This is a genomic window from Rhodothermales bacterium (assembly GCA_041391505.1).
Lineage (GTDB): Bacteria > Bacteroidota > Rhodothermia > Rhodothermales > JAHQVL01 > JAWKNW01.
In genome coordinates this window covers 36,585-51,707 of sequence record JAWKNW010000010.1, presented here as the reverse complement: position 1 = coordinate 51,707, position 15,123 = coordinate 36,585, and the positions used below count along the sequence as shown (strand labels likewise).

At 66.4% G+C, this 15,123-nt stretch carries 8 protein-coding genes; 5 read left to right on the top strand and 3 right to left on the bottom strand.

The features are described from left to right. Nucleotides 1–142: 142 nt before the first annotated feature. A complete protein-coding gene (locus R2834_11475; protein MEZ4700943.1) occupies nt 143–1,615 on the bottom strand; it encodes a tryptophan 7-halogenase in 1,473 nt (490 codons plus the stop codon). Between the two features lie 491 nt (nt 1,616–2,106). On the opposite strand from R2834_11475, the gene R2834_11470 reads away from it, so the two are divergent. From R2834_11470 to R2834_11460, 3 genes are all read left to right on the top strand, one after another. After that, nucleotides 2,107–4,953 (top strand): TonB-dependent receptor, encoded by a 2,847-nt coding sequence (locus R2834_11470; GenBank protein ID MEZ4700942.1) that lies wholly within the window; start codon nt 2,107–2,109, stop codon nt 4,951–4,953. 68 nt (nt 4,954–5,021) lie between these two features. Next, nucleotides 5,022–6,728, top strand: coding sequence for a T9SS type A sorting domain-containing protein (locus R2834_11465; GenBank protein ID MEZ4700941.1), 1,707 nt, complete (start codon nt 5,022–5,024; stop codon nt 6,726–6,728). 76 nt (nt 6,729–6,804) lie between these two features. Continuing rightward, nucleotides 6,805–8,322: a T9SS type A sorting domain-containing protein gene (locus R2834_11460; protein ID MEZ4700940.1), complete on the top strand. Its 1,518-nt coding sequence runs from the start codon at nt 6,805–6,807 to the stop codon at nt 8,320–8,322. Nucleotides 8,323–8,349: 27 nt separating this feature from the next. Here the strand turns inward: R2834_11460 and R2834_11455 are convergent, their stop codons facing one another. Beyond that, nucleotides 8,350–9,297 carry a radical SAM protein gene (locus tag R2834_11455; GenBank protein MEZ4700939.1) on the bottom strand — a complete coding sequence of 316 codons (948 nt, stop codon included), beginning with the start codon at nt 9,295–9,297 and terminating at the stop codon, nt 8,350–8,352. After that, nucleotides 9,281–10,606: an asparagine synthase-related protein gene (locus R2834_11450; protein MEZ4700938.1), complete on the bottom strand. Its 1,326-nt coding sequence runs from the start codon at nt 10,604–10,606 to the stop codon at nt 9,281–9,283. The genes R2834_11455 and R2834_11450 overlap by 17 nt, the downstream gene beginning before the upstream one ends. Nucleotides 10,607–10,916: 310 nt before the next feature. On the opposite strand from R2834_11450, the gene R2834_11445 reads away from it, so the two are divergent. After that, nucleotides 10,917–11,789, top strand: a complete 873-nt coding sequence (locus R2834_11445; protein MEZ4700937.1) for a sugar phosphate nucleotidyltransferase — start codon at nt 10,917–10,919, stop codon at nt 11,787–11,789. Continuing rightward, entirely contained in the window at nt 11,786–15,118 is a 3,333-nt protein-coding gene (locus R2834_11440; GenBank protein MEZ4700936.1) for a UTP--glucose-1-phosphate uridylyltransferase, read from the top strand. Before R2834_11445 ends, R2834_11440 begins: the two co-directional genes overlap by 4 nt. Nucleotides 15,119–15,123 lie beyond the last annotated feature (5 nt).

Below are 15,123 nucleotides of genomic sequence, written 5' to 3'. Positions count from 1 at the left end.
GGTTGAGGTTCGAGGGTTGAGGTTCGAGGGTTGAGGTTCGAGGGTTGAGGTTCGAGGTTCAAGGGTGTGGCTCCCTTTCCGTACCGTCATCCCCGACCCCGATCGGGTAGGACGGGCTTCACGCCGATCGAGACGGGGCGCCTCAGAATGTCGCGGCGGTATAGGCGTACATGTTTGGCGCCGCCGGCGCAAAGAGGCCGGCCGTGTTGTAGGGCCTGATGGCGGCCTCGATGGCGGCCTCGATCGCCGGCACGTCGCGCGGGCCGGCCTCCCGGAGGCTCCGGTGGAAGTTTGCGACGATGCCCCGCAGCCCCGGGTCGTTCGCCATCAGCAGCAGGTCGTCCTCGACGCCGGCCTTGATGCGGCGCTCCTCGTAGGCGATGGCGGCGGCGAAATAGAGCATCGTGGTGGCGGTGAAGAGCCGGAAGTCGCCCATCGCCGCGTAGCCGGCATCGACGATGCGGTCGACATGCCGCAGCTCTTCGCGCACCGACGCGGCATAACCGGCCAGCTTGGCCGGCAGGGCGGGCCGGCCCCAGCTCCGCTCGAAGATCCGCATCAGCCGTTCGATGCCCAGGAGGGTATGCGCGATGCCCGTGCTGTGGAGCGGGTCGACGAAGCCGGCGGCGTGGGGGAGGAGCGCCCAGGTGTCCCCGGCGATGCGTGCGGACAACCGCTGGAGCCGGCCTGTCTGCACGACGGCGCCCGGGCGGTCGGCGAGACGGGCTTCGGCGAAGCCGGCGTCTAGGGAGGGATAGGGCGCGAGGAGGGACGCCCAGTCGGATTCGGCGGGGGCGCTGCGCGTGTCGAGCACGAAGCCGGCGCTGGTGAGTCCGTTATTGAACCGAATCCACCACATCCAGCCGGCCTCGAGGAGGTGGTGGAGGGCGGCGTCGTCGCAGGCGAACGGATGGTCTTGGAGCGATGCGCCGGCCCGCGCCAGCTGCGATGCCCAGGTGGGCAGGCCCTCGACGTGCGTGTACAGGGCGCGCGACTGCGTATGGAGGAGGTCGCGCTCGTCGGGTAGGTGCAGGGCCTGCGCGAGCGCGCCGCCGGGGCCCGTGGCGTCGATGACGAAGGCGGCGTCGAGGTCGACCGTGCGGCCGTCGCGGACGACCTCCAGTCGCCAGCGCGCGCCAGGCGTGGCGGCGAGCAGCGAGGTATCCTCCCAGATCGGGATGCCGGCCTCGCGCACCTGGTCCGCAAAAAACGCGTCGACATCGGCGCGGAACCACTGGGTGTCGCTCTGGAGGTCGTCCGGACTGGCGGCGACGAGGAGTTCGTTGCCGTGCGCGGGGTCCGGCTCGAACGGCCGCCCGGGCGTGTGCTGGAAATAGCTGAAGCCGCGCTTCCGCCCGCCGGCGATCTGCGGATACCGCGCCTGCCAGGATCCGTATTTGGCGAGCGGCCGGATGGCCGGCAGCCCGTACCGGTCGCATAGCGCCAGGAGCGCCAGGTTGGCGGTGGGTGTGGACGATTCCCCGATGGCGAACCGCGGGTGCCGGGCGCGGTCGATCACCAGCACGTCGTGCCCCAGTCGGTTCAGGATGAGGGCGCAGAGGGAGCCGGCGAAGCCGGAGCCGAGGACGGCGATCCGGGGAGATCGGCGGGGCATGGAAGCGGCGTAGGATGGGTGGTCGATGCAGGAAACGCGATGCACGCATTCGCATCACCGATGGGGTAAAAACAGCGCGGCGGGATGTTCCCGGGCCGGTCCATCGCCGGGACGCCGGCGCGCCGGGGCCGGCCTGTAGGGTCGAAGGAAATTCCCCTACAAAAGAAGCGGCTTCGCTTGCTGCATACCTCATTTTTCCCTAGGTTGACCAACCGTTTTTTGCTGATAGGCGGTCGCCCTCGTTCCTGATGGGCATCCACCGTCCGCCGTCGGTATGTTTTGCCGGGTGCCACACCCCGGTGAGACCTATGCGTTCCGGGGAATGCATGGGTTTGCCGTTACGGGGCGCAAGTTGAAGGCCCAGGGGCGGTTGCCTGAAATACGGCACGTTGATTTTTGAACCATTCGCGGCATCCGACAGGATTTGCGCGAACGTACCAAGCACGGATCCCTCCCGAATGAAGTCTGTTGTTTTTGCCCTCCTGTGCCTGATGCTGGCACTACCCTCCTTCGGCGCGCCGGCGCCCGGCTTCCGTTTCGACCGCCCCGAGCGCCCCGTCAACGGGGGCGTCGAAGGCGTCGTGAAAGACAGGGCCACCGGCGAGCTGCTTCCCGGCGCCACCGTGGTCGTCGATGGGACGGCGCTCGGAACCGCTACCGATTCGGATGGCCGATACCGGCTGACCGGCGTTCCGGATGGGCCGCAGACGCTGATCGTCTCCTATGTCGGATACCGGTCCGTCCGCGTGCCGGCGACGATCGTGCCCAACGAGACGATCCAGCTGGATGTCGAACTCGAACTCGATGTGATCGAGGGGCAGGAAATCATCGTCACCGCGCAGGCGGAAGGGCAGATCGCCGCCATCAACGCGCAGCTGGCGTCGAACACGATCATCAACGTCGTCTCCGCCGCGCGCATCCAGGAGCTGCCGGACGCCAACGCGGCCGAGTCGGTCGGCCGGCTGCCCGGCGTATCCATGGTACGCAGCGCCGGCGAGGGGCAGAAGGTCGTCATCCGAGGGCTCGCGCCGCAGTACAACACCGTGACGGTGAACGGCCGGCAGCTGCCGGCGACATCGGACGACCGCAGCACCGACCTCAGCCTGGTCTCGTCCGACCTCCTCGCGGGCATCGAGCTGACCAAGGCGCACACGTCCGACCAGGACGGCGACTACCTCGGCGGGTCGGTCAACTTCAAGCTGGCCGATGCCCCGGAGGGCTTTCACAGCGACGCGCGGATCCAGGGCGGCTACAACAACCAGCAGACGCAGTTCGGGCAGTTCAAGGGTAGTATCAGCGTGAGCGACCGGTTCCTGGGCAACCGGCTCGGGGTGATCGTCCAGGGCAATGCCGAGGATGTAAACCGGAGTTCGGACGTCTTCAACGCGTCGTACCGCCGGGAAGGCCAGGCGACCGTCGAAGGAGAGCTGGCGCCGCTGTACATCAGCTCGCTCACCCTCAACGATCGTATCGAGGCCCGGAAGCGCTACGGGGCGTCGGTGTTGCTCGATTACCGGCTGCCGCACGGCAAGATCAAATTCACCAACTTCTTCAGCCGGCTCGACCGCGACGTGGTGACGCACCGGAAGTCGTACGGCATTTCGGACCGCATCGTGGGCTACGGGCTCCGCGATCAGGACATCACCACCGACCTGCTCTCGAACGAGATCAGCGGCGAATACCAGCTCGGGCCGGCGTTCATCACCTGGGGCCTGAGCCGCGCCATCTCCAACCGGGAGACGCCGTACGACAACGAGTTCACGTTCGACGAACGGAACGGATTCGACACCGCGACGCTCGTCGAGGACCAGGGCCCCGAGCTGATCCCGGCCGCGGCGCGCAATACCCTGTCCGAGACGGCCTTCTCGTCGGGCAACTTCCGCACGAACAAGCTGCGCGAGCGCGACCTGCTCGCCCAGCTGGATATCAAGGTGCCGTACGTCATCGGCAAGCAGATGGCCGGCTATGTGAAAGCCGGCGGCAAGCTGCGCAACAAGGACCGCCTCAACGACGAATCGCGCTCGCTGATGCCCTTTACGTTCGGGCCCGGGGCGGACCTGATCGAGGCCGCGTTCCCCGACATCGACTTCACCTTCGCCAGCCAGGGCTTCCTGGGCATGGAGCGCATCCTGGATACCGGGTACGACGCGGGGGATTTTCTGGACGGTCAGTACGCCTTCGGCTTTACCCCCGATCTCACCTTTATTAATCAGGCCTACGAGCGCATCGGCGGCGAATACTTCCGCTCCTCGCTGGGCGAGTTCGACGACTTCCAGAACACCGAAGACCTGAGCGCCGCGTACGTCATGACCGAACTCAATATCGGCCGCTGGTTCATGGTGATGCCCGGCGTACGGTACGAGCAGACCGACACGAAGTACACCGCGGCGCAGGGGCGTGCGGCAGACGACCGGCAGACGGATGCCGTGCGTCTGGACACGACGGTCTCGCAGAGCTATCACCACGTCCTGCCGATGATCCACGTGCGTATCAAACCGACCTCCTGGTTCGATATCCGCGTGGCGCGCACCGAGACCATCTCGCGTCCCAACCACTACGACATCTCGCCGCGCCTGACGATCAGCACGAACGGCCGATCGGTCAACCGCGGCATCCCGGCGCTGCGTCCTTCCGAGGCGACCAACTACGACGTCTTCCTGTCCTTCAAGAGCAACCGGCTGGGTCTGCTCACCCTGGGCGGCTACACCAAGGATATCAAGGGCCTCATTTACACCCGCAACGCGCCGGTGCTCGTGCCGGCGGAACTCGATCTGCCGGCGGATACGCGGGGCTATACCGTGACGGAGCCGTTCAACAACACCGGCACGACCGAAGTGAAGGGGTATGAGGTCGACTGGCAGACCAACCTCAGCTTCCTGCCCAAGCCCTTCAACGGCATCGTGTTTAACGTGAACTACACGCGCATCGAATCCGAAACGCAGTATCCGCGCTCCCTGCTGCAGCGGAATCCGTCGGGCTTCGGCTTCGTCCGCGTCGACACGTTCCGCGTGGGCAACATGATCAATCAGGCGGCCAACATCGCCAACTTTTCCGTCGGCTACGACCTGAAAGGGTTCTCCGGTCGCGTGTCGATGCTGCTGCAGGGCGAAAGCCTCAACGGCGTCGGGACGGTGCCGGAGCTGGACCAGTTCACGGGCACGTACGTCCGCTGGGACCTGTCCGTGAAGCAGGCGGTCACGCCGCGGCTCAGCCTGTTCCTCAACGCCAACAACTTCACGGATCGACCGGACCGTGCCTTCCAGGTTATCGAGGGCTTTCCCACCGCCCAGGAATATTACGGGTGGACCGTCGACCTCGGCGTGCGATTCCGCTACTAGCGGGCGCCAGTCTTGTTAAACCGCAACCACGATTACCTCAACTCACCCTAACCATCGACCACATGCACATGACTACCAAACTCACTCGAATCGCCTCGGCCGGGCTGTTCCTGCTGCTGCTGAGCGTTACGCTCGGCGCCGGCAAGGCCCAGGCTCAGGAACTGGTACCGGTGCCCCAGGGCTTCGGCACCATCAACGACGTCATCCAGGGCGATACCCTCGCCGACGGCACCCGCCGCAACCCGGAAGCCATTTACGTGCTTGAGCGGAACGGCCGCTACCTGACCAACGGCCGGCTCCGGCACGAAGGCGGTTACCACCTCCAGATCGTCGCCGCGGATGGCGAAGGCGCGCCCCCCGTGGTGCAGCCGGGTGTCCGTGAAGACGGCACCGCGGACAACCCGCAGATGCAGATGAACGGCGACTTCACGCTGCGCGGTCTCTGGATCCTCAACCGGAGCGACGCCGGCGGCGACAACAGCAACGGCATCGTCATCGGCACCGAAGGGATCACGGGCGTGATCGATCAGTGCATCTTCGAGGTGGCTACCTGGCTGGGCGTCCGCGTCAACACGCCGGGCGTCACGCTCAAGGTCACCAACTCGGTGGTCCGCAACCTCATCAACGGCGCAGACCCGGGCAACGGCAAGTTCCTCGATCCGCGCGGCACGAACCCCGAGCTGTTCTATCTGGAGAACAACACGTTCTACAACATGACCTCCGAGGTCACGCGTGAGAGCGGTGCGTTCATCAAGAACTACTTCTTCAACCACAACACGCTGTTCAACGTCGGCTCGATCTCCCGCAACGATGCGCGCGTCCACAAAAGCCGCATCATGAACGGGACGTTCACCAACAACCAGCTGATCAACGTGGCCTCGCTCGGCGACATCACCACCGAATATGACTACTTCGGCGGCGCGGTCATCGGGCGCACGGACGTCGGTGCGTTGTGGCCGCTCGATTCGCTCAAGGCGGACGGCCTCGGCTTCGCGGAGACGGATCGCAACGTCCGGATCACGAACAACAACATTTACTGGGCGCCCAACCTGAAGGACTACTACAACAGCAACGACACGCTCCAGATTTACTCGTTGCTTTCGCCCCTGGGTGTGCAGCAGATGTCCGAAGGCCTCGTGACCATGGCGAACAACCTCGAAGAGGATCCCGGCTTCGCGGCGCCTCCGCCGGAAGACCGCGCGGTGAACTACGCGACCGCCTGGTACACCACCTTCTGCAAGACGGATCCGGTCGATCCGGGCTGCGACTTCGGCACGAACTACGCCGAGTACGACCCGCTCGTTTCGGTACCGGGAAGCCCCTGGCCGTTGCCTGAAGACTTCTCGTACGACATGGCGGCCGCCTCCTATACGGGCGGCACCGGCGGCTTCCCGATCGGCGACCTGAACTGGTTCCCCGAGCAGAAGGCCGCATGGCTGGCTGCCGGCGGTGGCCAGGGCACCATCGTCGCCAACGAGGAATTCGGTGAAGTCCCTGCAGCGTTCGCGCTCCACGGCAACTTCCCGAACCCGTTTAATCCGAAGACGACGGTCGTGTTCGACCTCGCCGCGCCGGCTGACGTCAGCGTCCACATCTACGACATCCTGGGCCGCAACGTGATGACCATCGCCGCGCAGTCGTTCCAGGCCGGCGCCCGCCAGTCGGTGAACGTCGATGCGTCGTCGCTCGCCTCGGGCATGTACCTGTACCAGGTTGTCGCGAAGAGCGCCACGGACGTGGTGGCTCAGACCGGCAAGATGGTGCTGCTGAAGTAAGCTGTACGCCACGAACGTTGCACAGGGGGCTATTTCCGCATACGGCCGGGGATAGCCCTTTGTGCAACGGGGTGGCGTGTCGATCATCGTTCCCGTCGCCAGCCTCGCGCCCGATGTGAAAACGCTCCTCCTGGGTCTTACCCTGAGCCTGCTCGTTCCGGCCCTGCTGTTCTTCGGTCTGCAGCCGGCGCGCGTGTATTCCTCGGCGCCGCAGGCGTTCATCGGGTCCGAAGCGTGCATCACGTGCCACGCCGAGACCGACCTGAGCTCGGCCGGCTACAACATCTGGGAAGAGGCGAACAAGACCGCGCATCCTTTTGCCGCCACGGTATCCAACCCGACTTTCCCGGCCGGCACCAACGACGCCGGCCTGATGCCGCCTCCCGGCAATCCCGACTGGTCCGCCTTCCCGTATGTCCTCGGCGGATACGCCTGGAAGGCCACCTACATCCGCGCCGACGGCTACCAGCACACGACGGACGCGTCCGCCCAGTACAACCTGGAGGATGGCTCGTGGGTGCCTTACCACCCGGGCGAAGCGCTCAAGTTCGACGTGGAGTGCTCGCAGTGCCACATGACGGGAGTGACCGAGGCCGGCTCCTGGAACGGCAACCCCGCCGACAGCCTGGGCAGCTGGACCGAACTGGGCGTCCAGTGCGAGGGATGCCACGGCCCGAGTAGCGACCACGTCACGCGCCGCTTTTCGACCAGCGAAGGCGAGTTGCGGGTGCTCCAGGAGCGCTGCGGCGACTGCCACAACAACGGGGGCAAACACGCCCCCATCCCGGCGTCGGACGGTTTTGCGATCAACCACGCCCAGTATCAGGAACTGGAGGGCTCTCGCCATGGCTCGCTTGGGTTTTTTACCTGCGCGACCTGCCACGAACCGCATCTCCCCCTCCGGTTCAGCGAGATCGCGGGCAAGGACTTCAACGGCCGGCCGCTGAACCCCATCCGGCGCATGTGCCAGGACTGCCACACCACGACCGTGTCGAACCACCCCGAGCCGACGACGTGCGTCGATTGCCACATGGCGCCGGCGAGCAAGTCGGCCGTGGGGATCACGTACGATAACGGCGGCGCGCGGGGCGATGTCGCCTCGCACATCTGGCGCATCGGCGCCGACGCGAGTCCGCGCGACTCGATGTTCACGGCGGACGGCGCGTTCCTCAAGCCGGGGCCAAGTGGATGGTACACCATGACGCTCGACTTTGCCTGTCTCGGCTGCCACACCGGCGCGGACGAGACGCTCGAATGGGCCGCCCAGTACGCCGTCTCCATCCATGCCGACGGCACGGCCGTCGAGGAGCCCGTTCCGCCGACGGCCGGCGCGCGCATCGGGAACTACCCGAACCCGTTCGCGGATCGCACCACGATCACCTACCGCCTGGACGAGCCGGCGTACGTCGACCTCCGGGTCTACACGGCGAGCGGACAGGATCTGGGCGTCATCGAGCAGGGGCAGCAGCCCGCCGGCGCGCACGAGGTGGTGTGGGATAGCCGGCGCCAGGGACCGCTCGCGAGCGGGATGTACGTGCTGCGGCTCACCGCCGGCGCGGAGGTGTCCACCCATCCCATCCTGCTCGTCCGCTAAAGGGCCACGCCGTCACCGGGGTCCGAATCAGGCTGTGGAACGGGAGGCCGCGCACCTGGGCGACATGCAGCGGGCGGCCGGCAGGACGCGCTGTTCGAGATTCATCCGGTGGAGGCGTTCCTTGCGCGCCGGCCCGCAGGCCGCGCAGTCGTAAAAACGCGCCACATCCCACAGGTCCACGAAGACGCGGCCGCGGCCCATCGCGACGCCGGCGTCCGCCACGCGCTCCAGCGACGTCAGCGCCGGCGGCGCAAAGTCGCCCGACGACCTCAGCGCATCCATCGCGGCGGTCCCGTCCCGCGTCGGGATCACGGCGCAGCACCCGATGCCCAGCGAAAAGGCGAACTCGAGCGAGGCAATGGCGCGTTCGACGCCTTCTTCCTCGGTCGTGAAGGGCGGACGCAGCAGAACGAAGGCGCGGATCCGGATGCCGTTGGTCAGGAGGAAGTCGGCCGCGCGGCGCACGTCGTCGAGGGTCATGCCTTTGTTGAGCCGGGCGAGCGTCGGCGCGTGGGATGTCTCGAGGCCGATCGCGACTTCGAGTTGCCCGGCGAGGCGGTCCCGAAAGCGGAGCACGTCGTCCGTGCAGAGCTTCGGATGGTTTTCGACGATGACGGTCTCGAAGCCCGCGACGCGTTCGGCGATGGCGGGGTGGTCGGCCGGCGGGATGGCCTTCGCGTCGAAGAAGTTGCCGCTGTTGTAGAGCTTGATATGGCGCGCCGGCGGGAGGCGTTCGAGCGCGTAGTCGATCTGACGCGGGATCGCGCCGGGCGGGGTGGGGGCGTCGAGCGTGTGCTTCCACAGGTCGCACATGATGCACGAAAACGGGCAGCGGCGGTTGGTGAGGAAGATCGTGGCGACCTCCTCGACCGCGCCGGCGGCGGTGCGCTCGGGCTCGGCGAGCCAGGCGTAGGGGCGATACGGCGAGAGATCGGCCGGCGGAAGACCGGCCTGCGCGTCAGCGGAAGACGGCATCGAAGGCGCGCCGGTAGGCCGCGTCGCCCTGGGGGAATAACGCGCCCGACCCATCGCCCGGCACGACGCCGTGCTGGAAGCGGCGTTTTTCGTACACGGGCATCGCCATGCCGGTGACGGCTTCGACGCCGCGGCGCACGATGTCGCCTTTGAGGGCGTAGAGCCTGCTGTGATCCCAGTCGGTGAGTTCGATAAACGGGATCCCTTCCGCCACCTCGATGACGTTGGGCAGCGCAAAGGGGCTGAAGCCGCTGAAGCCCAGCGCGCGCGCCGGCGCGTAGGAACGCACGTGGCCGCGGCTCTGGCCGCCGGAGTAGGTCAGCGAATGCTTGATCGCGTGCACGCCCCAGCCCTCCTGGTACAGCATCAGGTTGTTGAGCACGCTGCGGATCGTCAGCTCCGGGTTGTCCTCGATGGGGTAGTCTTTCAGGTTCTCGTCGCCCCCGTCGCCGTCGGCGAGGTAGCGCCAGTCCGGGTAACGGGCGCGGATCGCGCGGCAGAGGGCGAGGGCCATGGTGGCGGCCTGGACGTCGAGCGGCTTGTAGTCCTCGATGACCTTTACGGCGTCGCGGTAGTCGAGGTCTTCGAGCGCGACCTCCATCACCTCGAGGAACATCCCGAGGCCGAGCGAGGCCAGGAAGTTGAGCGCCTGCTGGGCATCCGGGCCGTTTTGCACCGAAAGGGTGAAGGCCTTGAGGCGCGCCGGCGATTCGCCTCGCTTCAGCAGCGCGTCGTAGAGGGTGAGGAACACGGCCCCGCTATCGATCCCGCCAGAAAAGAGGACACCGATCGGTTCGCGCGCCGGGATGGCGTCGAGCCACCGGTGGCACGCGTCCGACAGGGCGCCGATATACGCGCGGCCGATGGCGTCGAGGTCGGCCGGCAGCGCGTTGCGTTCCGGGGTGAAGAAGCGCTCGTAGCGCGGGTTGGGGTCCGGGCAGCCGATGAGTTCGATTTCCACGACGTGATGCGCCGGCACCATGCGGGTGTACGACGGATGAAACTGATCGTCGAGCCCTTCTTTCTGGAGCTGGCCGAGCAACTCGTCCATGCGCTCGGCGACGATCAGGCAGGGCCCCTCCATGCGCTTGGCGAGGAAGTACCGCATCGGCCGGCCGATGGAGCGGGCCATGCGTACGAGCCGGCCTTCCTTCTGGACGATCGCGAACTGGCCGTCGATGGCGCGAACGCGGGCCGGATCCCCCGAAGCGACGGCCGCTTCGGCTTCTTCGCGGGAGTGCGAAAAATAAAGATTGGCGTCCGGATCGATCAGATTGACCAGGCGCTCGACATAGGCGGAGGTAGCCATGACGCGGGTGGGATGGATGGTGGAAAAAGATCGGGGCCCTGGATACCGTAGGGAACGGAAGTTGTGAATCCCCGATGCGGGATGGAGTTCCGACCCCAGGCGACCGGATTGCTTCGTTTTCCCCCGGATCAATCCGCCGGCATGAGTCGTTGACGAAACGTTCAAAATGAAGGAAGAAAGACGCCCGCGGCCCCGCGTTTCCCGCCGTAGTTTTTTATATTCGCGTCCGATCCTGCCCGCACGTTATCGCCTATCTTCTGGCTCCTGCCCCATCGCGCTACGAGCTACGAGTTAAGCCCGCAACTGGAATATGAAGATTACCAAGGCCGTGATCACGGCTGCCGGCAAGGGACAGCGCAACCTGCCCTTGCAAACGCTCATCGACCGGGACGGCACCGAAAAGTCGGTCCTGCACATCATCATCGAAGAAGCCCTCCGGGGCGGCGTCGAGGAAGTCTGCATCGTCGTCCGTCCGGGCGACGAGGCGGCCTACATCGCGGTGTCGGGCGATCACGCCGGCCGGCTGCACTTCGTCCATCAGAAGGAGCCGCGCGGCTACGGCCACGCCGTCTACTGCGCGCGCGAATTTACCGGCGCCGATCCCTTCCTCCATCTCGTGGGGGATCACCTCTACATCAGCCGCTCCGGCACGGGATGCGCCGCGCGGCTCGTCGAGGCGGCCCACAAGGAGCAGTGCTCGATCTCGGTCGTCCAGGCGACGCGCGAGAACCTGCTGCCGTATTACGGGACGGTCGGCGTCCAGCGCATCTCGAGCTGGCCGAACCTCTACCGCGTCGAACACGTCGTCGAAAAACCCACGCCCACCGAAGCCGAACAGCGGCTGGTGGTGCCCGGGCTTCGCACCGGCCACTACCTGTGTTTCTTCGGCATGCACGTGCTGACGCCGACGATCATGGACATCCTCGGCCAGAAACTTGAGGACCGAAACGGCCGCAGCCCGGTCTCGCTCTCCGAAGCCCTCGCCGATCTCTGCCACCGCGAGCAGTATCTCGCCATGGAGACGGAGGACTGGCGCTACGACGTGGGCGTCAAATACGGCCTGCTCAACGCGCAGCTCGCCATCGCCCTGAGCGGCAAGGACCGCGACGAGGTGCTGTCGCGGATCATCGAGTTGCTCGCCATCCGTGAACTGGGATCGACTTCGCTGGGAGAGACGGCATGAGCATACTGGTCGACATCATCCGCGCGAGCGACCCGGAAAACCGTGATCGTTCGCTCGATTCGGTTTGCCGCGGCGCGTCGGCGGAGATGCTGCATGCGGAATGCGTGGCGCTGGACCGGTTCCGCCGGCAGAGCGCCAACCTCTACGAGCGCGTCCGCGCGCTCTTTTTCCTGTACGCGATCCACCGCTTCCATCTGCCGCGCCGCTACGAGGGCGAAAAGCCGGGGCACATCCCGCACGAAGGCGTCAACCACCTCCTCAAGCGCCGGTTCGAGGAAGCGCTCGAGATCTTCCTGACGGCCCAGCGGAATCAGGGCCCGAGCGACGCGCTGTCGAGCGCGCTGGCCTCGGCCTACCACCGCCTGGCGTTCCAGACCCTGGCCGACCAGGTTCGGCGCAGCGTGCGCTCGGTGCGGGGCAACCAGTGGATGTTTCGGATCGGCCACCCGGCCGACCATCCCCTGCGCATCCGTCCGGAACTCGTCAACCGATCCTCCCGCGACGCCCTCTTCCCGATCATCCGCGAAACGACCCCGGTCCGCATGGACCTCACGCACAGCGGGTGGAGCGACATTTTCTTTCTCGGGATGGACTTCCCGGAAGGCGCGCGCGTGCTCAACGTATCGGTCGATCTCTCCGTCCGCGGCGAGAACGGGCAGACGACGCCGAAGCCTCCGATCGAAACCTATTTCCGCGTGATCGACGAGCCCATCCTGCGGCTCGTCAGCGTCGACCTCAACGCCGTAGCGGACATCTCGACGCTCGCCGAGGTGTTCGATTTCGCCCGCGATCATCTCGGGCTCCTCAAGGCCGCCGTCATCGCCTCGGGCATCGTGCCGCCGGGCATGGAGGGGGCGAGCCAGCCGCTGTCCGACCTGCTGGAGAAGCTGGTCGGCCCCGGGCTCGGCATCGAGATCGTCAGCCAGGTCAACGACATCCCGAAAGGCTCCCGCCTCGCGGTGTCGACCAACCTGCTGGCCTCGCTCATCGCGGTCTGCATGCGCGCGACCGACCAGACGCGCTCGCTCACCGGCACCCTCCGCGAGGAGGAGCGCCGGACCGTGGCTGCGCGCGCCATCCTGGGCGAATGGCTGGGCGGCTCCGGCGGCGGATGGCAGGATTCGGGCGGCATCTGGCCGGGCATCAAGCTGATCGAGGGCGTCAACGCCGTCGAGGGCGACCCGGAATTCGGCGTGAGCCGCGGCCGGCTCCTGCCGCACCACATGATCCTCGAAAAGGGCGACGTGGCGCGCGACACCAGCAAACGGCTGCAGGACAGCCTCGTGCTCGTGCACGGCGGCATGGCGCAGGATGTCGGCCCCATCCTGGAGATGGTGACCGAAAAATACCTGCTGCGGTCGGACAAGGAGTGGCGCTGGCGCCAGGCGGCCATCAAGCTGCTCGACGATATCGTCCGCTCGCTGCGCGACGGCGACGTCAAGTCGATCGGCGCCATCACCCAGCGAAACTTCGACTGGCCGATCCAGACGATCATCCCCTGGGCGAGCAATTACTACACGGAATCCCTCATCGACCAGGTGCGGAAGGAATTCGGTGACGATTTCTGGGGATTCTGGATGCTGGGCGGCATGTCCGGCGGCGGGATGGGCTTCATCTTCGATCCGAAGAAAAAGAAGCTCGCCGTCGAGCGCCTCCAGGCGATCATGAACAACACGAAGACCCGGCTCGAAAAGGCCATCCCGTTTGCGATGGACCCCGTGGTGTACGACTTCGCCATCAACGAAGCCGGCACCGAGGCGCAGCTCATGCAGGGCGACGACGCGCTGATGCCGCCCCGGTATTACGTGCTCGTCGTGCCCATCCTCGTGCGCCGCGCCACCCGCGAGCTGACGCGGTCGCGGCGGACGGAGCTGGACCGCTTCGGCGTGGCGTCGAAGACGCGCCCCGAACTCGCCGGCGTGGTGGCCGGCCTCGTCGACCGCCTGCTGCCGCACGAGGAGGAGTCCGACGGCGAAACCCAGTCGCTGGACGAGCTGCTCGAACGTTACGGCTTCGACCGGTACCAGCACGAGCAGATTCGCGCCGACCTGCGGAGCGGGCGCATCGGGCTGGCGCAGAACCGGCTGCCGGCCCAGTCGCGCATCGACGACGTGGAGCCCAACGACGTGTTCGATGCCCGCCTTGAGTTGCCGCCGCCGTACCAGACCATCGGGCTGGATGCGATGCAGCAGGGCGCCGTGGCCGTCGTCACACTCGCCGGCGGCGTCGGCAGCCGATGGACGAAGGGCGCCGGCGTCGTCAAGGCGCTGAATCCCTTCGCCAAGATCGGTGGGCTCCACCGCAACTTTATCGAGATCCATCTGGCCAAGAGCCGGCGCGTGTCGCGCGAGGTGGGCACGCACCTGCCCCACGTCATCACGACGAGCTACATGACGCACGGCCCGATCAAGGAGCATCTCGACTACATGGGCCACTACGGCTATGCCGGCCCGCTGATGCTCTCGCCGGGCAGCAACGTCGGGCTCCGCCTCATCCCCATGGAGCGCGACCTCCGGTTCGCCTGGGAAGAGATGCCCCAGCAGCTGCTCGACGAGCAGGCGCAGAAGGTCCGCGAGAGCGGCCGCGCCGCGCTCATCAACTGGGTCCGCCAGGCCGGCGAGGGGTCGGACTATACCGACAACCTCCCCCAACAGTGCCTCCACCCGGTCGGCCACTGGTACGATGTGCTGAATATCTTCAAAAACGGCGTGCTGGCGGACCTGCTCGAAATCCGCCCGCAGCTCAAATACCTCATGGTGCACAACATCGACACGCTCGGCGCGAGCATCGATGCCGGCATCCTGGGGTACCACATCGAGCAGAGCGCCACCCTCACGACCGAGGTGATCACCCGGCAGATCGAGGACAAGGGGGGCGGCCTCGCCCGCGTCGACGGCCACCTGCGCCTCGTCGAAGGCCTGGCCATGCCGCGCGAGGACATCGAATACCGCCTGTCCTTCTACAATACGAGCACGACCTGGATCGACATCGACCGGCTGCTGCGGACGCTCCTGCTGACGCGCTCCGACCTGTCGCGGCCGGCGCGCGTCGCCGAAGCCATCCGTGAACTCGGCAGCCACATCCCCACGTACGTGACGCTCAAGGACGTCAAGAAGCGGTGGGGCAAGGGCCAGGAGGACGTCTTCCCGGTCACCCAGTTCGAGAAGCTCTGGGGCGACATGACGGCGCTGCCGGAACTCGACACCCGGTTCGTCTCCGTGCCCCGCATGCGCGGCCAGCAGCTGAAGGATCCCGGTCAGCGGGACGGCTGGCTTCGCGACGGGTCGGCAAAATACGTCGAGCGCCTCTGCGACTGGGGCGAGGAGTAGGCCCG